The sequence below is a fragment of the Anoxybacillus ayderensis genome, from assembly GCF_000833605.1.
Lineage (GTDB): Bacteria > Bacillota > Bacilli > Bacillales > Anoxybacillaceae > Anoxybacillus > Anoxybacillus ayderensis.
Window position 1 is genome coordinate 326,770 of sequence record NZ_JXTG01000001.1, and the last position, 19,799, is coordinate 346,568.

Annotated in this window: 21 protein-coding genes, 1 pseudogene and 2 riboswitches; of the genes and pseudogenes, 15 read left to right on the plus strand and 7 right to left on the minus strand. The window is 40.0% G+C overall.

The window, feature by feature from the left end; genetic code table 11:
* The 3 genes from JV16_RS01660 to JV16_RS01670 all read left to right on the plus strand — a co-directional run bounded on the left by JV16_RS01660 (position 1) and on the right by JV16_RS01670 (position 2,663).
* The gene (locus JV16_RS01660; protein WP_042533940.1) at positions 1-441 is read left to right on the plus strand and encodes an NUDIX domain-containing protein; all 441 of its coding nucleotides are present in this window, start codon (positions 1-3) and stop codon (positions 439-441) included.
* Between the two features lie 88 nt (positions 442-529).
* A complete protein-coding gene (locus JV16_RS01665; protein ID WP_021095373.1) occupies positions 530-1,309 on the plus strand; it encodes a GNAT family N-acetyltransferase in 780 nt (259 codons plus the stop codon).
* 235 nt (positions 1,310-1,544) lie between these two features.
* Positions 1,545-2,663, plus strand: a complete 1,119-nt coding sequence (locus tag JV16_RS01670; protein ID WP_042533942.1) for an RNA-guided endonuclease InsQ/TnpB family protein — start codon at positions 1,545-1,547, stop codon at positions 2,661-2,663.
* Positions 2,664-2,683: 20 nt separating this feature from the next.
* On the opposite strand, the gene JV16_RS15890 is transcribed toward JV16_RS01670, so the two are convergent.
* Positions 2,684-3,253: a ParA family protein gene (locus JV16_RS15890; RefSeq protein ID WP_244463784.1), complete on the minus strand. Its 570-nt coding sequence runs from the start codon at positions 3,251-3,253 to the stop codon at positions 2,684-2,686.
* 63 nt (positions 3,254-3,316) lie between these two features.
* Between JV16_RS15890 and JV16_RS01675 the strand changes: the two genes are divergently transcribed.
* The 7 genes and pseudogenes from JV16_RS01675 to JV16_RS01700 form a co-directional block, all read left to right on the plus strand.
* Complete coding sequence (locus JV16_RS01675) at positions 3,317-3,568, plus strand: AbrB/MazE/SpoVT family DNA-binding domain-containing protein (protein WP_021095375.1); 252 nt, start codon at positions 3,317-3,319, stop codon at positions 3,566-3,568.
* Positions 3,565-3,954: a type II toxin-antitoxin system death-on-curing family toxin gene (locus JV16_RS01680; RefSeq protein ID WP_035063350.1), complete on the plus strand. Its 390-nt coding sequence runs from the start codon at positions 3,565-3,567 to the stop codon at positions 3,952-3,954. Before JV16_RS01675 ends, JV16_RS01680 begins: the two co-directional genes overlap by 4 nt.
* A gap of 429 nt (positions 3,955-4,383) precedes the next feature.
* The gene (locus JV16_RS01685) at positions 4,384-4,803 is read left to right on the plus strand and encodes a DUF2975 domain-containing protein (protein ID WP_216367512.1); all 420 of its coding nucleotides are present in this window, start codon (positions 4,384-4,386) and stop codon (positions 4,801-4,803) included.
* Between the two features lie 10 nt (positions 4,804-4,813).
* Positions 4,814-5,029 (plus strand): helix-turn-helix domain-containing protein, encoded by a 216-nt coding sequence (locus tag JV16_RS01690; RefSeq protein ID WP_021095378.1) that lies wholly within the window; start codon positions 4,814-4,816, stop codon positions 5,027-5,029.
* A gap of 15 nt (positions 5,030-5,044) precedes the next feature.
* Positions 5,045-5,740, plus strand: coding sequence for a DUF817 domain-containing protein (locus JV16_RS01695; protein WP_021095379.1), 696 nt, complete (start codon positions 5,045-5,047; stop codon positions 5,738-5,740).
* A gap of 107 nt (positions 5,741-5,847) precedes the next feature.
* Positions 5,848-5,988: a helix-turn-helix domain-containing protein gene (locus tag JV16_RS15895; protein ID WP_021095380.1), complete on the plus strand. Its 141-nt coding sequence runs from the start codon at positions 5,848-5,850 to the stop codon at positions 5,986-5,988.
* Positions 5,975-6,472: pseudogene (locus tag JV16_RS01700) on the plus strand (RNA-guided endonuclease TnpB family protein); the annotation flags it as partial. The gene JV16_RS15895 and the pseudogene JV16_RS01700, both read left to right, overlap by 14 nt.
* A 251-nt stretch (positions 6,473-6,723) precedes the next feature.
* On the opposite strand, the gene JV16_RS01705 reads toward JV16_RS01700, so the two are convergent.
* The 4 genes from JV16_RS01705 to thiC all read right to left on the minus strand — a co-directional run bounded on the left by JV16_RS01705 (position 6,724) and on the right by thiC (position 12,847).
* Complete coding sequence (locus JV16_RS01705) at positions 6,724-7,557, minus strand: MBL fold metallo-hydrolase (protein ID WP_042533944.1); 834 nt, start codon at positions 7,555-7,557, stop codon at positions 6,724-6,726.
* Between the two features lie 171 nt (positions 7,558-7,728).
* Positions 7,729-9,249 (minus strand): aldehyde dehydrogenase, encoded by a 1,521-nt coding sequence (adh, locus tag JV16_RS01710; protein ID WP_042533946.1) that lies wholly within the window; start codon positions 9,247-9,249, stop codon positions 7,729-7,731.
* Positions 9,250-9,599: 350 nt separating this feature from the next.
* Positions 9,600-11,045 (minus strand): potassium/proton antiporter, encoded by a 1,446-nt coding sequence (locus JV16_RS01715; protein WP_042533948.1) that lies wholly within the window; start codon positions 11,043-11,045, stop codon positions 9,600-9,602.
* A gap of 98 nt (positions 11,046-11,143) precedes the next feature.
* A complete protein-coding gene (thiC, locus tag JV16_RS01720) occupies positions 11,144-12,847 on the minus strand; it encodes a phosphomethylpyrimidine synthase ThiC (protein WP_042533950.1) in 1,704 nt (567 codons plus the stop codon).
* Positions 12,848-12,954: 107 nt separating this feature from the next.
* A riboswitch (TPP riboswitch) is annotated at positions 12,955-13,069 on the minus strand.
* 135 nt (positions 13,070-13,204) lie between these two features.
* On the opposite strand from thiC, the gene JV16_RS01725 reads away from it, so the two are divergent.
* The gene (locus JV16_RS01725) at positions 13,205-13,657 is read left to right on the plus strand and encodes a PH domain-containing protein (protein ID WP_021096097.1); all 453 of its coding nucleotides are present in this window, start codon (positions 13,205-13,207) and stop codon (positions 13,655-13,657) included.
* On the plus strand, positions 13,647-15,050 hold the full coding sequence (locus tag JV16_RS01730; protein WP_021096098.1) for a PH domain-containing protein: 1,404 nt from the start codon (positions 13,647-13,649) through the stop codon (positions 15,048-15,050). The genes JV16_RS01725 and JV16_RS01730 overlap by 11 nt, the downstream gene beginning before the upstream one ends.
* A 55-nt stretch (positions 15,051-15,105) precedes the next feature.
* On the opposite strand, the gene JV16_RS01735 is transcribed toward JV16_RS01730, so the two are convergent.
* Positions 15,106-15,816, minus strand: a complete 711-nt coding sequence (locus tag JV16_RS01735) for an NAD-dependent deacylase (protein ID WP_021096099.1) — start codon at positions 15,814-15,816, stop codon at positions 15,106-15,108.
* A 130-nt stretch (positions 15,817-15,946) separates the two neighbouring features.
* Positions 15,947-16,029: riboswitch (cyclic di-GMP riboswitch) on the plus strand.
* Positions 16,030-16,065: 36 nt separating this feature from the next.
* Here JV16_RS01735 and JV16_RS01740 point away from each other — a divergent pair.
* On the plus strand, positions 16,066-16,713 hold the full coding sequence (locus JV16_RS01740; protein ID WP_042533952.1) for a GumC domain-containing protein: 648 nt from the start codon (positions 16,066-16,068) through the stop codon (positions 16,711-16,713).
* A 79-nt stretch (positions 16,714-16,792) separates the two neighbouring features.
* Entirely contained in the window at positions 16,793-16,972 is a 180-nt protein-coding gene (locus JV16_RS01745) for an H-type small acid-soluble spore protein (RefSeq protein WP_042533954.1), read from the plus strand.
* A 31-nt stretch (positions 16,973-17,003) separates the two neighbouring features.
* On the opposite strand, the gene JV16_RS01750 is transcribed toward JV16_RS01745, so the two are convergent.
* A complete protein-coding gene (locus JV16_RS01750; RefSeq protein WP_042533957.1) occupies positions 17,004-17,885 on the minus strand; it encodes a LysR family transcriptional regulator in 882 nt (293 codons plus the stop codon).
* Between the two features lie 136 nt (positions 17,886-18,021).
* Here JV16_RS01750 and JV16_RS01755 point away from each other — a divergent pair, with 136 nt between their 5' ends.
* On the plus strand, positions 18,022-19,797 hold the full coding sequence (locus JV16_RS01755; protein ID WP_042533959.1) for an assimilatory sulfite reductase (NADPH) flavoprotein subunit: 1,776 nt from the start codon (positions 18,022-18,024) through the stop codon (positions 19,795-19,797).
* The last annotated feature ends 2 nt before the right edge of the window (positions 19,798-19,799 follow it).

A 19,799-nucleotide genomic window follows, 5' to 3' on the forward strand; every position in this document is an offset into this window, starting at 1 on the left:
ATGTATCAGAATTATCGAATTTCTGTTGAAGTCATTGTATGGCACGATGAAAAAGTCCTTTTAACGAAACGCGCAGAGCATTGTAAGGTAGCTCCGAATGTATGGAACGTTCCGACAGGAAAAATTAAATATGAAGAAATTCCTTTGCAAGGTTTGTTTCGAGAAGCGAAAGAGGAAATTAATTTAGATGTAGAATTGTTAGAAGAGCTGTCTGTTCGGAACTTAAAAAGCAAAAGTGGGGATGAAGATATATATCGCGTTGTTTTTACGTATCTCGTCAAACCAAAAAATGATGATATTTCTTCTCTCGCATTAAACGATGAACATTCCGAGTTCGCTTGGGTCGCGAAAGAAGATTTGAACGATCCAAAGTATGAAACGCTTCATGATGACATACGATACATTCTTTTAGAAAAAGTGTTCAACGAAAACAAGCGCTAGCGTAGAAAGCATATCGTAATCATTGTTATTGCGATCGTTCGTGGAAGGCACATGTATTTTTGAACATGTATCGGCAAGGGGGATGGGGATGATTCGTAAATTGGGCGAAGCAGATCATGATGTTGTGTTTTCTTTTTTAAAGCAGGAGCCTTCATTGAATCTTTTTATTATTGGTGATATTGAAGCGTTCGGTTACGAGCAGGAATTTCAAGAGCTGTGGGGCGATTTTGATGAGAATGGTAGACTGAGAGCCGTATTGTTGCGATTTTATGATTCGTATATTCCTTATGCTCCGGGGGATTTTGATATTGACGGATTTGCGGAAGTGATGCGAAACGCTTCTCATCCTGTTCGTCTTTCGGGGAAAACGGAGCTTGTCGCAAAATTTGAACCTCTCTTACTGCTTAGAAAAAAGCGAGTCACGTATTTTTGTGAATGTAACGAAATCACATTTCCAGAAGAGCAAAGTCGCTATGAAATTAAGCAAGCAACGATCGATGATGTCGATCGCATACTTGAACTGCGTAGTCGCATCACGGAGTTTTCGGTACTGCCGTCATCGCGAGATATGCTTGTCAAATCGTTAGAAACGAATACAGGGCGTGTGTACTATATCGAGGAAGATGGTCGCATGGTGTCGTCTGTTGCAACAACTGCGGAAGATACGCTATCTGCGATGGTTGTCGGCGTGTGTACAGATCCGAATCGTCGCCACAAAGGATATGCAAGCGAAATCTTGAAGCGTGTCATTCAAGATTACGTTCGCGCTGGAAAAACGTTATGCTTGTTTTATGACAATCCGAATGCGGGCCGTATTTATAAAAAACTTGGTTTTTATGATATCGGGATGTGGACGATGTACGGATAATTTCTGGATAGATGTAGAAAACGTGAAGTTGACGGGCTTCACGTTTTTCTTTTGTTGCATAGGTGACCTATAATGAAGAGGTCAGATGAACCGAAGGAGAAGGATTGGTCGGTCATGCACATCATGATTAGAATCGCATTCCTCCCCCCGAATGTATTCGTGGGGAGGAATGCGATGTTTCTTTATTTTTCACTAAAAATAAGATAAAATAAAATTAGTGAAAGGTGGTGAATGTATGAAACTGACTTTGACAGCGAAAATAAAAATTATGCCAACAACAGAACAAGGGCAATTACTTCGAAAAACGATGCAAACGTACCGTGATGCGTGTAACGCTGTGTCGGAAGTAATATTCAAAGAAAACACCCTTGTGCAAGCCAAACTTCACAAGATGATGTATCGAGAACTCCGCTCTACATTTGGCTTAAAATCCCAAATGGCACAATCTGTTTTAAAAACCGTCATTGCAAAATATAAAACGAACCAAACAAATGGACATGAGCGGTGTCAGATTGCGTTTAAAAAACCGCAAATCGACCTCGTGTTTAACCGAGATTACAGCATCACCAAAGGCTTATTTTCTATCAACACATTAGAAGGTCGAATCAAAGTTCCTTTTCAAACGAAAGGAATTGAAACGTATTTCGACGGAACATGGACGTTTGGAACAGCCAAGTTAGTGAACAAGCACAATAAGTGGTTTCTCCATATTCCTGTATCCAGAGAAATGGAAGAAGCTAGCCTTCATCAGATTCGCCAAGTGGTTGGCGTAGATATGGGTGTGAATTTCATTGCGACCGTTTATGATTCAAACGGACAGACGCTATTTTTCAAAGGTAGACAAATCAAACACAAACGGGCAAAGTATAAACAACTCCGCAGACAACTACAAAAAAAGCAAACCCCCTCTGCCCGCAGAAGATTAAAGAAAATCGGTCAACGAGAAAACCGTTGGATGCAAGATGTCAACCATTGCATCAGTAAGGCACTCGTTGAGCGTTATGGCAAGAACACGCTGTTTGTGTTAGAGGATTTAACAGGCATTCGCCAAGCAACAGAAAAAGTGTCCGTCAACCATCGGTATGAAATGGTGTCTTGGGCGTTTTATGATTTAAGGCAAAAAATCGAGTACAAAGCACGAAAACACCAAGCCAAAGTGATTGCGGTAGACCCAACATATACTTCCCAAACTTGCCCAAAATGCGGGCATACAGAGAAAGCAAACCGCAACAAGAAAACGCACACATTCTGTTGCCAAACATGCCAATACACATCAAACGACGACCGAGTTGGTGCGATGAATCTTCAACGAAAAGGAATCGAGTACATCGTTGAAGAAACAACAAAAGCATGACTTTTGTTGTTGGGTAGTTGTCAACCTGCCCTGATGCAACCCCAAGTGAAGGAAGGAGGATAACATCCGCTTGCACTTCTGGGGAGTTGCAAGCCCACGACTTTAGTCGTTGGGTCGTTGACATCAGGTGAAAGGGTATGTTTTAATGTATTGATCATATTTGTTTGTGTATGTTTTGGTTGGTTTCCGTACTCTAGAATGAAATTGAGGACGATGCCGATGAGTTTTGTATCGCTATATTCTTTTGAACTCGATTGAAATCTTTCGTTTAATTCATCTACTTTATTTTTAATTGCTGAAATGCCATATGAAGAGAGACGATCAGGAATCGCGGGAATTAAATAGTAATTGCTTGCGTACAAGGCATTTTGCGTAATGTAATTTAAATTTGGTGGGCAATCGATAAAAATAAAATCGTACTCATCATTAGAAGTGACAGCGCAGGAATCTCGTGGCTTCAGCCATAGGAGGCTCAATTGTATGAGAAAGAGGGAAAGGTTATGACGGATTTTTTCTATAGCAATGTCATGATGATTGATAGGTTGGGATGGAAGTGCGTGCTGTTGATGGAAAATTTGTATATTGTCCAACTCGTTTGAACGATTGTTTTATGTTATAATTGTTATAACAATTATAACGAAGAGGTGAGCCATATGCTACATGCCGATCGGAAAGTGTTGAAAATAGGAAACTCACTAGGAGTTACTTTTCCTGTGGAATTCCTTCAAAAGCTTGATATCCATCAAGGTGACGAAGTACAGATGGAGTTTAAAGATAACCAAATTGTGATAAAGAAAAGTAACAAGGTGAACTTGCCAGAAGGCATTTCGAAAGACTTTTTTGACGTGTTAAATGAAACGCTCGAGGAGTATGACGAAACGATTAAGGGGCTTGTTGATCGGTGAGGTATTTAACAGTGGAGGAAATCATTGCGATGAACTTCTTCATTATTGAGAAATACTCGCCTCGTGAAATGAAAGGTGTAAAAGAACAATCATTATTGGAATCTGCCGTGTATCGTCCACAACAAAGTGTGTTTGGTGAAGATGCTTACCCCACTATTTTTGAAAAAGCAGCCGCATTGTTCGAGTCTTTGGCAAAAAACCATTGTTTCCATAACGCAAACAAACGAACAGCTTTTGTTGCTCTTATTCAATTTTTGAAATACAACGACTATCGACTTGTGATGCCACAAGATGGGGCAATTGAATTTGTTGTCGATGTAGTGAACCATCGATATTCCTTTAACGAAATTGTTGCTACAATTAAAGAATACACATTGAAGTGCTAGTTTTGGTATTCTGCGAAGTGAAATGAATGAGTTTTTATCTTCACAACATATAAGATTTTTAAAGTATTATTACCGCTAGCAGAAAATCATCACACATTTTAAAGCATTTAGGAGACACATAGGGCTATTTCGGAAGTTTTTTTGCTCGATTGAATAACGGAATCTTCTAACGACTAAAGTCGTGTCTTGCATACAAAAGGATTTCTCGTGCACCTTCGCGCCAAAGTAATGGAAATAAGCATTTCTCAAAAAGAGGAATGCTTTTTATGTTTTAAAACAAAAAAATAAACTAAAACAATAATTATTTATTGCAAAACGATAAACAATGTATTAAAATGGAATGGAAATGATCGAAGTGAGGTGCTTGTTGTGAAACGAGAGACACTTTTTTTAAAAAGCGCTATTTTTATTATCGGTGCTCCTGTTGTTATGTTATGTGTATTTGTTTTACCAAAGTTTCCTAACTTTTATGCCGAGTGGTTGCCGGAATTAGCGTATTTGCGCTATCCGATCACGATCTTTTTTTATGTTACCGCGATTCCGTTTTTCTTTGCGTTGTATCAAGCGTTCAACATTTTAACTTATATTGACAAAAACGAAGCGTTTTCCGATTTATCAGTAAGAGCGTTAAAGTATATAAAAAATTGTGCAACTGCCATTAGTTTGTTGTATATCGCAGGTATGCCGTTTTTTTATCTTACTGCTGATTTAGATGACGCCCCAGGGATGATCATCATCGGATTGATGGTTGTGTTTGGGGCGATGGTCGTCGCAGTGTTTGCCGCAGTGCTGCAGAAGCTTTTACAGAAGGCAATCGAGATCAAGTCGGAAAATGACTTAACCGTTTGAGGTGAATTACATGGCGATTATTGTGAATCTAGATGTCATGTTGGCGAAAAGGAAAATGAGCGTGACCGAGCTGTCAGAAAAAGTAGGAATAACAATGGCGAATTTATCAATCTTAAAAAACGGCAAAGCAAAAGCGATTCGGTTGTCGACGTTAGATGCCATTTGTAAAGCATTAGAATGCCAACCGGGAGATATTTTAGAATATCGAAGCGATGACGAAGCATAATGGGAGGCAAAAGAGATGAGAGCGTTCATTCAACTCGTTCATTTTGGTTGGGAACAAGCGTTATCTTGCTTGTTTCCCGTTGTCATTTTTGCCGCGTTAGCCGTAACGAAAATGGTGTCGCTTCCTTTCTTACCGCGATATGATTGGCTGCTCATTATTTGCCTTTTGATGCAATGGTGGATGGTGCGTACGGGGCTAGAAACGCGAGATGAACTAAAAGTGATTACGATGTTTCACCTTATTGGGCTTGCGCTTGAATTGTTTAAAGTGCACATGGGGTCTTGGGCTTACCCAGAAGAAGGGTATTCTAAAATTTTTGGTGTGCCTTTATATAGCGGTTTTATGTATGCAAGTGTCGCCAGCTATCTTTGTCAAGCGTGGCGGCGGTTAAAGGTGGAACTCGTGAAATGGCCGCCATTTTCAGTCGTTGTTCCATTGGCTGCGGCGATTTATTTCAATTTTTTTACCCATCATTATTGGTTTGATGTTCGTTGGTGGTTAATCGGGCTTGTCACGATCGTCTTTTGGTCGTCATCCGTCACATACGAGGTGAATGGAACGCGTTATCGCATGCCGCTTGTGCTTTCATTTTTTCTCATCGGGTTTTTTATTTGGATTGCGGAAAATATTGCTACGTTCTTTGGGGCTTGGCAATACCCGAACCAAGCCAAGGCTTGGAGTATCGTTCACTTAGGAAAAGTAAGTTCATGATTAGAATCGCAGGAAACCCCCGAATGTATTCGTGGGGAGGAATGCGATGTTTCTTTATTTTTCACTAAAAATAAGATAAAATAAAATTAGTGAAAGGTGGTGAATGTATGAAACTGACTTTGACAGCGAAAATAAAAATTATGCCAACAACAGAACAAGAGCAATTACTTCGAAAAACGATGCAAACGTACCGTGATGCGTGTAACGCTGTGTCGGAAGTAATATTCAAAGAAAAGGGCAAAGTATAAACAACTCCGCAGACAATTGCAGAAAAAACAAACTCCATCTGCCCGCAGAAGATTAAAGAAAATCGGTCAACGAGAAAACCGTTGGATGCAAGATGTCAACCATTGCATCAGTAAGGCACTCGTTGAGCGTTATGGCAAGAACACGCTGTTTGTGTTAGAGGATTTAACAGGCGTTCGCCAAGCAACAGAAAAAGTGTCCGTCAACCATCGGTATGAAATGGTGTCTTGGGCGTTTTATGATTTAAGGCAAAAAATCGAGTACAAAGCACGTAAACACCAAGCCAAAGTGATTGCGGTAGACCCAACATATACTTCCCAAACTTGCCCAAAATGCGGACATACAGAGAAGGCAAACCGCAACAAGAAAACGCACACATTCTGTTGCAAAACGTGCCAATACACAACAAACGATGACCGAGTAGGTGCGATGAATCTTCAACAAAAAGGAATCGAGTACATCGTTGAAGTAACCACGAACGCATGACGTTGGTGGTTGGGTAGCTGTCAACCTGCCCTGATGCAACCTCAAATGAAGGAAGGAGGACACCGTCCGCTTGCACTTCTGGGGAGTTGCAAGCCCACGACTTTAGTCGTTGGGTCGTTGACGGTTTTTATTAGTCATTGTCAGCTTTCTCATCGTTGCGACGTTAAAGCAGATGAAACAAAAAAACCCAAAGATGACGATTTCATCGGTTAGGGCGCAATAGAATATATGATTTTAGCGAACAGCAATCGTCACTGTTCGCTCACCTTTTTTATCCGATATTCTTCAATCACTGAACGGACGATATGAGAAGAGCTCCATTCACCGAAGGAAAGATAGGTGATTGGATATTTCTTTGGGAAAAGAATGGACTGGATTTGTTTTTGTTGTGCACCTTGTTCATACAAATCAATAATTTTTCCTTGAAGTTCTTGTAAATAGTTAAGCTTTCGTTGCAAAGCAGTGCGTCCGTCTTTTATATAGCCAGCGTGGGCACAAAACATTTCGTTAAAATCGTACGTTAACACTTTTCTTAATGATTCAATCAATGTAGGAACGCTTTCTTCGCGCAAAACGACTTTTGTTTTTTCTAGACAGTATAAATCCCCTGTAAAAAGTTGTCCTGTTTCGCGATTAAGAAATGCGAGATGATCAACCGCATGACCTGGTGTATGAATGACATCCCATGTCGCGTGATGAGAAGAAAATGTTTTTCCAATCGGTTTGGCTTCGAAAGGAGGGCGTTTTCCCCAAAAAAACTTGCGATATATCGGATAATCTGCTTGTTTCCGACAATAATCAATCATGAGCTCATTCATATAAATGGGTAGTTGTCGTTTGTTTTGTAAACATGCTGCACAACCTGTATGGTCTTCATGAAAATGAGTAATGACAACTTGGTCAATTTGTAATTGGTTGAAAAACTGTGTAAATTCTCGTGCTAACGATTGTGCTCCGGTGTCAATCAATACACCATCAATCGAGAAACAATGAACGGTTAAGCGAACTCCTTGAAATGTGAGAGTACCTTTGGCAACGTGGACATCGCCAACCGTTTCTTGTTCAAATTTTTTCTTTAGTAACATCCCCACTCCCCCTTAATCCCATTATACTATATCAAAATGAATAGTCATTCATTATTTTTGGTTTTATGAAAATCATCGTTTTTTTGTTTCATTCATAAAAAATGAGCTGCCCTAAAGCAACTCATCATATCATTTCAAAAAGGCAGCGCTTTCGAGACGCTGCCTTGACGATTAAAAAAATCCAAGTTTTTTTGGTGAGTAGCTAACAAGTAAGTTTTTCGTTTGTTGGTAATGTTCGAGCATCATTTTGTGCGTTTCACGTCCGATTCCTGACATTTTATATCCACCAAATGCCGCATGCGCAGGATATGCGTGATAACAATTTGTCCATACACGTCCAGCTTGAATGCCACGTCCAAAGCGATACGCTGTATTAATATCGCGCGTCCATACTCCAGCACCTAGTCCGTATAATGTGTCATTTGCGATCGCTAACGCTTCATCTTTATCTTTAAATGTGGTGACAGATACAACCGGACCGAAAATTTCTTCTTGGAAGATACGCATACGATTATGCCCTTTAAAGACGGTTGGTTTGACATAATAACCACCTTGTAAGTCTCCTTCTAACATATTGCGCTCGCCGCCGATTAGAAGTTCAGCCCCTTCTTGTTTACCGATGTCGATGTATGACAAAATTTTCTCTAGCTGTTCAGATGAGGCTTGAGCGCCAATCATCGTATTCGTATCGAGCGGATTTCCTTGTTTAATTTGCTTCACTCGTTCTAAAGCCCGTTCCATAAACACATCGTAAATCGATTCTTCGATTAACGCGCGTGAAGGGCATGTACAAACTTCCCCTTGATTTAATGCAAACATCGTAAAACCTTCCAATGCTTTATCGAAAAATTCGTCATCTTTCGCAACAACGTCAGCGAAGAAAATGTTTGGTGATTTTCCGCCGAGTTCAAGCGTAACCGGAATTAAATTTTGAGATGCATATTGCATAATTAAACGTCCGGTTGTTGTTTCGCCAGTAAAGGCAACTTTCGCAATTCGTGGGTTAGAAGCGAGCGGTTTGCCAGCTTCAAGACCAAATCCGTTGACGACGTTGATAACACCTTTTGGTAATAAGTCTTGAATTAACTCGATTAGCACAAGAATCGATGTTGGAGTTTGTTCTGCTGGCTTTAATACGACGCAGTTACCAGCAGCTAAAGCAGGTGCGAGTTTCCACGCTGCCATTAAAATTGGGAAGTTCCAAGGGATAATTTGTCCGACAACTCCAAGCGGCTCTTTGAAATGATAAGCGACGGTATCATCGTCAAGCTCTGCAAGCGTGCCTTCTTCCGCACGAATGCAACCAGCAAAATAGCGGAAATGATCAATTGCCAATGGAATGTCAGCGGCACGCGTTTCACGAATCGGTTTTCCGCTTTCCCATGTTTCTGCGACCGCCAGCATGTCTAAATTCTCTTCCATTCGGTCTGCGATTTTATTTAATAGGCGTGCACGTTCAGCGACAGATGTGCGTCCCCATGTTTCTTTCGCCGCATGAGCAGCATCGAGTGCTAATTCAATATCAGCTGCTTTCGAGCGAGGAACTTCGCAATATACTTGTCCAGTAACGGGCGAAATATTTTCAAAATATTCACCGTCAATGGGAGGTACCCATTCTCCGCCGATGAAATTTTCGTATCTCTTTTTGAATGTAATGAGTGAGCCAGGTTGCCCAGGCTGAGCATAAATCATGTAAACTCCTCCTTTTGTATCCGCTTTCAAATGGAAATAAATGACCAAGTCTGATACACATCATATGTGTCGATTTAGTGAAATATGATCTACTACATCATTTTTATTTCACCTATTTGATTCATTATCGGATTACAGGAAGTTCTTATAATTCGTTAGCTAAATAAAGAAGAGAGATTATCTAAAAAGGATTTGTAGAAAAACATAGTCTGAAGAAATGAATTGAAGTGAATGGACTTGTTAGTGATATTTTTAAATTTGTTTAATGATAAAATGGAGTAAGTAGGAAGCCAACTTTGTTTGTGTAAGAGCGAGAGAAGCTTCTCGCCCTTATTTACTTTTGCTTAAAATTATATATCTTCGTTTATTGAAAATATTTTATAGATTTCTGATATTTTTCCTTTTTCAATCAATATATAAACAACATCATTTTCAAGCAATCGCGCATTTCCTTTCGGGGTAATAATTTTTTCATTCCGAATAATAGCTGTGATTAAGCAATCTTTAGGTAAAGGAAGTTGACTAACTGTCATTTTCGATAAATGAGCTTGTTTACTTCCAATATGAATTTCAACAATTTCTTTATCCGCTTTTGTCGTTGACATTAATTCAAGGGAATGAGCGACCTCCTTTTTTTCTCCATGCAATAATCCTAGATGCTTAGCTAACAAAGAAATGGTTGATCCTTGAATAAGAGCAGAAATGAGAACAATAAAGAAAACAATATTAAAAATCAGTTGGCTATTTTCAATATTTGCAATGAGAGGGTAAGTTGCCAAAACGATCGGGACAGCACCTTTTAGACCTGCCCAGGAAAGAAACAATTTTTCCTTCATAGAAAAACGCATTTTTATTGTGCTTACCATTACGCTAATTGGTCTTGCTACAATGATAAGAAAGATCGCAAGAACAATGCCTTCCCACGCTACCTCTACTAACTCATTCGGAAAAACAAGTAATCCAAGTAAAATGAACATAAATATTTGCATCATCCATGCTAATCCTTCATTAAAACGAAAAACAGAATGACGATAAACGATTTGGGAATTACCGACAAAAACAGCCATGATATATACAGCAAGGAATCCACTACCTTTCATTAAAGCGGCAGTGCTATAGGAGAGTACTGCAAATGATAGAGATAGGATGGGATATAGTCCAGACGAATCCAGATGAATTTTGTTCATGCACCAAATGGTTAATCTCCCTATTCCAAGTCCAATTAAGATGCCTGAAATAATTTGCCAAAAAAACCCCAATAAAGTATGAAGTATAGATATTTCAGGATTTTGGACGAACGTAATTAAAGAAAGAGTTAAAATAACAGCCATAGGGTCATTCATTCCTGATTCTGCCTCTAGTGTTGCAGAGAGACGGCGGTTTACATATACGCTCCCTAATGTAGCGAAAATGGCTGCTGCATCAGTAGAAGACACGATGGCTCCCAATAGTAGCCCCTCTGCCCATGAAATATTTAAAATATATTTTGCAAAGGCACCGACACAAATAGCTGTAATAAGTACCCCGAATGTCGCAAGAGAGGAGGATGGAACGATCACCTTTTTTAATGTATTCCATTTTGTGTTCATGCCACCCTCAAACAAAATGACAATCAATGCAAAAATACCGAATATTTGAGTTAGGAAGGCGTTGTCGAAGTATATAAATTTCGATAAAATCATTCCAACCAGTATGTAGAAAACAAGGGACGGCACTCCTAACCACGAAGAAAACTTTGTCGTTAATACACCTATAATCAAAAGGAGTCCTAACAAAAAAATGATAAAATCGGTCAATATGTTTTTCTCTCCTCTCTAAATATCTATGAAATATACTGTTCGTAATAAAATTAAGATAAAAAAAGGAAACTGTCAAATAAGATGCAAGTTGAGCATTAGCGCTCAACTTGCATCTTGTTTATATATAATGCTTTTCCTTGTTCGACAAACTGTTTTGCCTTCTCCTTCATTCCTTCGTGTTGTAAAGTTTTTTGCAATTGATGTGAGATGTTCATTGAGCAAAATTTTGGCCCGCACATTGAACAAAAGTGGGCAAGTTTTGCTCCTTCAGCTGGTAACGTCTCATCATGATACTCACGCGCACGTTCAGGATCCAAAGACAAGTTGAATTGATCATGCCATCGGAATTCGAACCGTGCTTTTGACAAGGCGTCGTCTCTTTTTTGTGCACTAGGATGCCCTTTTGCTAAATCGGCAGCATGAGCAGCGATTTTATAAGCGATAACACCTTGACGGACATCGTCTCTATTTGGCAATCCGAGATGTTCTTTCGGAGTAACATAACAAAGCATCGCCGTGCCGTACCACCCAATGATTGCTGCACCGATAGCTGAGGTGATATGGTCATAACCTGGTGCAATGTCAGTAGTTATTGGACCTAATGTATAAAAAGGTGCCCCGTGACAAATTTCTATTTGTTTGTCGACATTTTCTTTAATTTTATGCATTGGAATATGTCCCGGACCTTCAATCATGACTTGAACATCATGCTCCCAAGCAATTTTTGTCAATTCTCCAAGTGTTTGCAGCTCGGCAAATTGAGCTTCGTCGTTTGCATCCGCAATCGAACCAGGGCGCAATCCGTCCCCAAGTGAAATAGCGATATCGTAAGTTTTTAAAATCTCACAAATCTCCTCAAAATGAGTGTATAAAAAGTTTTCTTCGTGATGTGCTAAGCACCATTGCGCCATAATGGAACCACCGCGAGAAACGATCCCCGTCGTGCGATTGACTGTTAAAGGAATGTAACGAAGTAATACGCCAGCATGAATAGTAAAATAGTCGACCCCTTGTTCTGCTTGTTCGATTAATGTTTCACGATAAACGTCCCATGATAAATGTTCGACAACTCCATTGACTTTTTCTAATGCTTGATAAATAGGGACAGTACCAATTGGAACAGGAGAATTGCGAATAATATATTCTCGAGTCTCGTGTATATGTTTTCCTGTTGATAAATCCATGACAGTATCAGCGCCCCAGCGGATCGCCCAAAGCATTTTTTCAACTTCTTCTTCTAAGGAAGAGGTGACAGCTGAATTTCCGATATTTGCGTTAATTTTCACGTGGAATTTACTTCCTATAATCATCGGTTCACTTTCAGGGTGGTTAATATTAGCTGGGATAATTGCTCTTCCTGCCGCCACCTCTTGACGAACAAATTCGGGATCCATTTGTTCGCGAATTGCGACAAACTCCATTTCAGGTGTAATGATCCCTCGTTTTGCATAGTGCATTTGTGTAACCGTTTTTCCTTTTTTCGCGCGCATCGGTTTGCGTTGAAAAGGTAAGTTCGCATTAGGAAACCTTCCTTCATACTTTTCGACATCGCCGCGTTCGACTATCCATTCTTCTCTTAACGTTGGCAATCCTTTATGAATATTCGGTTCAAAAAGTGGATCGGTGTACGGTCCGCTTGTATCATAAACGCGAATCGCCCCATTTTCTAATATTGTTGTTTCTGTTTTTGTTGGCGACAGTTGAATTTCACGCATCGGAACACAAACATCTTTTCGACTTCCTTGCACGTACACTTTTTTACTTGAGGGAAATAACATGTTGGAAAATAAATTGTTCATTCTTATTCGCTCCTTTTCATTTTTTAATAGGAGCAATGCCAACACGTAAAAAAATCAGGTTCCATAAAAAGAACCTGATTTTGTCCGCAAATAGTACAAGCGAATGACACTCGCACCATCTACTTCCCTACGCTGGCATCACCCAGATCAGGTTCAAAGGGTCAAAGAACTTTTGCGCGTCCTTCTCTCAGTCCAAGCTATTGGACACCCCTAGTAGATGTAAAATTATGAACTTTAAAAATAATCTAGCATATGATAAAAATATTGTAAAGTATATATATTCGAAAATATACTTGATGGTGTTTGTATTTTAGAAGTAGCGGTAATGGAGGCATTGAAGGGGAGGGGATAAGAAACATGGAAAACGTACTTTCTGAACGGGCCGTGTTGATGTGGCGAATGTATGAAGTTATTCGTTTATTTATTTTTCTTCTCTTATACGTGATTGCTCATTTTTTCGTTCCTATGTGGGTTGTTTTGGGGCTTGTCTGCTTATGGATTGCTGATGCGATTTTGTTTGTTTTTTTCGTTCCGCGCTGGAAATGGGAACGCTGGCGATATATCATTCGTGATCGAGAAATTGAACTCGAGCACGGGGTATGGATTCGAAAGCGTACGCTTATTCCCATCCATCGCGTTCAACATGTTGATGTAAAGCAAGGTCCGTTAGCACGAAGGCAAAAACTGGCTTCACTTTACATTTATACAGCGGCAACTGCGCACGAAATTCCATTTCTTGATGAACAAGAAGCAGAGAAGTTGCGTTACTACATTTCCTCTTTAGTGAAGGAAGATGAAAATGATGCATGAAAAGAAACGGTTGCATCCGATTGCGATTGTTATTTATATAGTTAAGCGGTTAAAGCAAGGACCGTTTTTGGCGCTTGCGTTACTTCTAGCAATAAAAAAGAAAACAGGTGATCCTTTCGTTGATTGGATGCCTTTGTTTTTATTTCTTTTTTATGCTATGCTCGCTGGGTATATGTCGTGGCGGCGATTTACATATCGTTTACAAGAAAATGACATGTATATTGAACAAGGGATATTTGTAAAAAAGAAACGGTATATTCCATTTGATCGTATTCAAGGTATTTCACATTCGTCAGGGGTGTTACAGCGGCTTGTAGGTGTTGTGCAAGTACATATTGAAACAGCTGGCAGGCAAATGGATGAACCAGAAGTAATACTTTCAGCGGTTTCCATAGAAGAAGCAAAGCAAATAGAGCGAGCGGTGCATCACAAAAAACGAGAAAACATATTTATAGAAATAGAAGATAAGACGGATGCCATATTTACACTTCGTTTTCGCGACGTATTGTTTTTATCTATCACAAGTGGTGGTGCTTTTGGAGTCATTGCAGCGATCGGTGCATTTCTTTCTGATTTTAATGATTTTGTCTCATTTGAACGGCTAAACATATTTTTTTGCGCTGACGATACAGCTTCTACACTCATCTTTTTGTTTGTCGTTCTTATGATCGCTTACGTGTTGTCTGTGATCGGCCATCTTTTTCGCTATATGAATTTTACCGTTGTCAAACAAGACAAAACGATAACGATAACAACAGGATTGCTGCAAAAAAAGAGCATTTCTACATCGATTGAGCGCGTTCAAGCCATTGCAGTGAAGGAAAGTCCGATTCGGCACTTGTTCGGTTATGTGTCTGTTCATCTCATTCATGCCGGAGGGGCACTTGATGATGGAAGACATGGAAGTCTCGTGTTGTTTCCGCTTGTTCGTAAAAATGAAGTTGCTTCTCTTGTTGCGACGTGCTTTCCTGAATATCGTTTGCACGATTCGTTCCGATCGCTATGTACACGTGTCCGTTGGCGCTATATGTTGAGGTCGCTCTATACGGTTGTGCTCATTCCGGTCATCACAATCGTATTTTTTCAGCGATTTGAAACGCTCCTTCTCCTTGTGCCCGCAGTATATGTCGGCTATCGAAGTTATAAGCGAGCGGGAGTAACGATTAAGAGTGAGCAGCTAGCATTGAGAAGTGGATGGCTGACGATAAAAACGGTATATATGTTAAAACATCGTATTCAGTCATTAACGATCTCGCAAAGTCGTATGCAACAACGACTCGGATTATGTACAGTACGTGCGACTGTCATGCCAGGCATACGCACAAAAGTCGTTGATGTGGACGAACATAAGGCACAAGCAATATACGAATGGTTTTTGGGAAATAAGGCATGAAAAAGAAATATTTCAAGTGTCCCAAAAGAGCACGCTTTTGGGACACACTTATTTTTTAAAGTAATTCGTCAATTTCCTGTAACACTTCTCCAATTTTACGACCATGTATAAGCAAATCCGCCCAATCATCTAATGGCGTCGGTTCCATGTTCACAATCACTAATTTGCCCCCGCTTCGTTTTGCGATGACAGGAAGTTCGTTAGCTGGTGACACTTGTAAAGAAGAGCCGAGCACAATCCATAAGTCTGCCCGTTCAGCTGCTGTCCATGCTTGTTCAAACGCATCATACGGTAACGACTCCCCGAATAAAACAACGGAAGGGCGCAAAAAGCCGCCGCATGTGCACGTAAACTGTTCGTCTACATACCGTTTTGCGTCGTATGTTCGCCTGCAACGCGAGCAATGCACTGTTCGCAACGTTCCGTGTAATTCAATGACATTTGTACTGCCTGCTTGTTGGTGAAAGCCGTCGACATTTTGCGTGATGATTTGATGAATAAGCCCCCGCTTTTGCCAATCGGCCAAAATCATATGCCCGACATGTGGCTTACATTTAAGCAACGTACGAATACGATATTGATAAAATGCAATAAACTCGTCTCGGTTATGTTGCATCGCATACGTACTTGCTAATTGTTGTGGATTTTTCGTGCGCCAAAGCCCTGATTTTGCCGAACGAAAATCGGGAAGCCCGCTTTCTGTAGACATTCCTGCTCCAGTAAATACAATTGTATACGAAGACTCTTTCAACCATTTTTCTAACATTCCGTACCCCTCCTTTTTATCTACCAATAACTACTTCTTTCTTCGCCCTTTTCTTCCTTTATTTTCACATATGTTTATAAGGAAAATAAGGACTTTTGATTCATGCCCATGAAAATAGGCAAAGTATAATAAGAAGTAAAGGCACAGCTAAGGAAACTTAGCGTCGCAAAGCTATAGGGGCTAACGGGATACCTATGCCAGCCAGCTGCCATTACCGAAAAACATACATATGAAATGGAGGAAAGGGTAATGTTTAAAAAAGGATTACCAATTTTACTAGCATCGATGCTCGTTGCTTCTCCAGCTTTTGCAGCGAAGCATGATGGAGCAAAACATGTACAGAAAAGCCAGCTTGTCGTGAAAAAGGAAGAAGCGAAGAAAAAACAAGAGTTAGCTAAGCAGAAAAAAGAAGAGGCAAAAAAGAAAAAAGAACAACAAATGTTAAAAAACAAATTGGCAGAACTAAATAAAAAGTTAAGCAAGATTGAAGAGCGTGTAAACGAGGTGACAATAGCGCTTGAAGCGTTTAGCACACCAAAAGAACAACCAACTGAACAACCAGCTGAACAACCAACACAACCACAAAGTGAACAAACAACAGAGGAAACGACACAAGTAGTCAATGAACAAGATAGCGCTACTGTGACTACGACTGAACAATCACCTGTCGTGCAATCGGATGAAGACGACGAAGCGGAAAAACAAGAAGAGTTAGATCAATGGTTTGGGAAGCTTATTGCTGCTTCTAATCAATTAAAAGCAGTAAAAAATGAAATTCGTGCGTTAGAAAAGAAAGTATCTAAGAATGATGTCAACGTACAAGCGTTGAAAGAAAAAGTAAAGGCGTTAGAAGAAAACGTACAACAAAATAAAAAGAAGTTGCTTGAACTGTTATAAGAGTGCCTGTTGGCGCTCTTTTTTGCATATTTTCGCGTGAAACACAAATGATAATAACCGTTCGAAAGGAGGGAAGCGAATGAACATCACACGTGCGCAACAAATTGCTCAGTCACCCGATATGAAACATGTAACGTATAACGGAAAAGCTGTATATATTGAACATATCGATGCGCAAACGGAAATGGCAACGATTCATTTTTTAAGCAACCCAGAAAAACAACAGTGCGTTCCGATTTCACAGTTAGAGGAACATTAAGCGATGGGGGTGTGACAAAGCAACTCGTTTGTCACATCCTTTTTTGTTGGAGTAAATCAATCAGCAAATGTACAAGTTTGTTGTTTTTCATTGTCGGTGAGTAAAGATAAGAGAATGTTCGATAAAAAGGAGAATGTTTGACGTAAACAATCGATAGGTTTTTATGTTTCAACTCCTGTTCAATGACATGACGTGAAAGGAGCGCTAAACCGTTTCCGCGTATTAACGTTTCTTTTATTCCTTGATTGCTGCTAATAATTATCAGTGATTTTACTTTTAGTCCATTTGAACGAATAAAATGGTTAAAATATTCACGTGTGCCAGATCCTAATTCGCGTGTAATCCATATTTGGTTTTGTAAATCGTTTATCGATACTTCCTGTTTGTGAGCGAGAGGATGATCATTAGACGCAACGATGACTAGCTCATCTTGCATAAATGGGTACACCACAAGCTCTTTTTCATTTGTTTGTCCTTCAATTAAACCGATATGTGTTTGATACGTACGAACGAGCTCTACAATTTCTTTCGTATTGCCGATGATCACTTCCAATTGTAATTCTGGATAATCGTTTTGTAAGGCGCATAAAAAGGTAGGTAGCACGTATTCCCCGATCGTAAAACTAGCCCCAATTTTTAATGTTCCTTTCACACAGTCGTGATGTTCCAAAATATCTTGTTTCGTTTGTTCGTATAACGCGATCATTTTTTTTGCTCGATCATAAAGCAATTCTCCCGTTGGCGTCATTTGTAGCTCTTTTGGTGAACGAATAAATAGTTTTGTTTGAAACTCTTTTTCTAAATTTTTAATGTGCAAGCTTACACTTGGTTGAGATAAATGAAGAATTTCTGCTGTTTTTGTGAAATTTTTCACCTCAGCTAATGTAATAAATGTTTTTAATTGTTCGTACATATCGCTCGCTCCTTAGTTATTAAAAAAATAAATAGTTCTGATAATTTATATTTATTTTACTAATTTTATTTTTTACGGTAAAGTCAAATAAAACATACTTGATTTATAGGAATAGTAGAAAAATGAGAGGTGAAACATGTTGCCATTTCAAGTGACAAACAGTCCATTTAATGAAGAACAAGTCGAGCTCCTCAATCGGCTTTGGCCAACGTTAAATTCCGCACAAAAACTTTGGCTAAGTGGGTATTTAGCTGCAACCGAGTCGGTCGGAGCGCTTCAACAAGAAGCATCTGCAACGAAGGAAGTGACCGTTCTTTACGGGTCGCAAACAGGAAACGCGCAAAAACTAGCGGAAAAAGTAGGAGAAACGCTTAAACATCGCGGGTTTCATGTCACCGTTTCCTCGATGCTTGATTTTAAGCCAAACGAGTTGAAAAAAATAAATACGTTGCTCCTTGTTGTTAGCACATACGGAGAAGGGGAACCACCAGATAACGCCTTGTCATTTTACGAATTTCTTCATAGCAAGCGCGCACCAAAACTCGATCATCTTCGTTTCTCTGTATTGGCGCTTGGCGATACGTCGTATGAACATTTTTGTAAAACGGGAAAAGATTTTGATAAACGGCTAGAAGAGCTAGGCGGAAAGCGGTTATACGAACGCGTCGATTGTGACGTCGATTATGAAGAAAAAGCAGCGAAATGGCTAGAGGGAGTGCTTGGCGAGTTAGATAAGCAAGGAGCCATTTCCGTAGCAACAACTTCATCTGCACAAGCGAAGCCAACGACCATTTATTCACGAAAACATCCGTTTCAAGCGGAAGTATTAGAAAATATCAATTTAAATGGACGCGGCTCAAACAAAGAAACACGTCATATTGAATTATCTCTCGAGGGTTCTGGGCTTGTGTTTGAACCAGGCGATGCGCTCGGTGTTTTTCCAAAAAACGATCCAGAACTTGTCGACGCCATGATTGAAAAAATGAAATGGAATCCAGACATACTCGTTTCTATTGAAGAAAAGGAAGAGCCGTTACGAGAAGCGTTGTTGTCGCGGTTAGAAATTACCGTATTAACCGAGCAATTATTGCAAGCATTCGCTACGTTTTCGGGTGACCCAGACTTCCATGCGCTCCTTTCTTCTGAGCAAGAAGCGAAAAGAAAAGAATATATGAAAGGACGCGATGTGCTCGATGTTCTCTGTGACTTCGGTTCGTGGGAGATGACACCACAGCAGTTCGTCTCTTCATTACGAAAGTTGCAACCGCGCTTTTATTCAATCGCAAGTAGCTTGCTAGCTTATCCAGATGAAGTGCATATCACCGTTGGCGCGGTTCGTTATGAAGCACATGGGCGCTTACGGAAAGGAGTGTGCTCAACGTTTTGTGCCGAACGTTTACACATTGGCGATAAACTTCCTGTGTTCGTTCATCAAAATCCGAATTTTAAACTCCCGAAAGACACACATACGCCAATTATTATGATTGGACCAGGTACGGGGGTTGCGCCGTTCCGAGCTTTTATGCAAGAGCGTGAGGCGATTGGCGCGAAAGGGAAATCGTGGCTGTTCTTTGGCGATCAACATTTCGTGACCGATTTCCTTTATCAAACGGAATGGCAAACGTGGCTAAAAAACGGTGTGTTGACGAAGATGGATGTTGCCTTTTCACGCGATACGAAAGAAAAAGTATACGTGCAACACCGAATGATTGAACAGAGCAAAGAACTGTTCCGATGGTTAGAAGAAGGAGCAGCTGTTTATGTTTGTGGCGACAAACAACGCATGGCACGCGACGTTCATGAAACGCTTATCCATATTATTGCGAAAGAAGGAAAGATGACGAGTGAACGAGCGGAAGCGTATGTTGCCGACATGCAAAAACAAAAACGTTACCAACGTGACGTATATTAGGG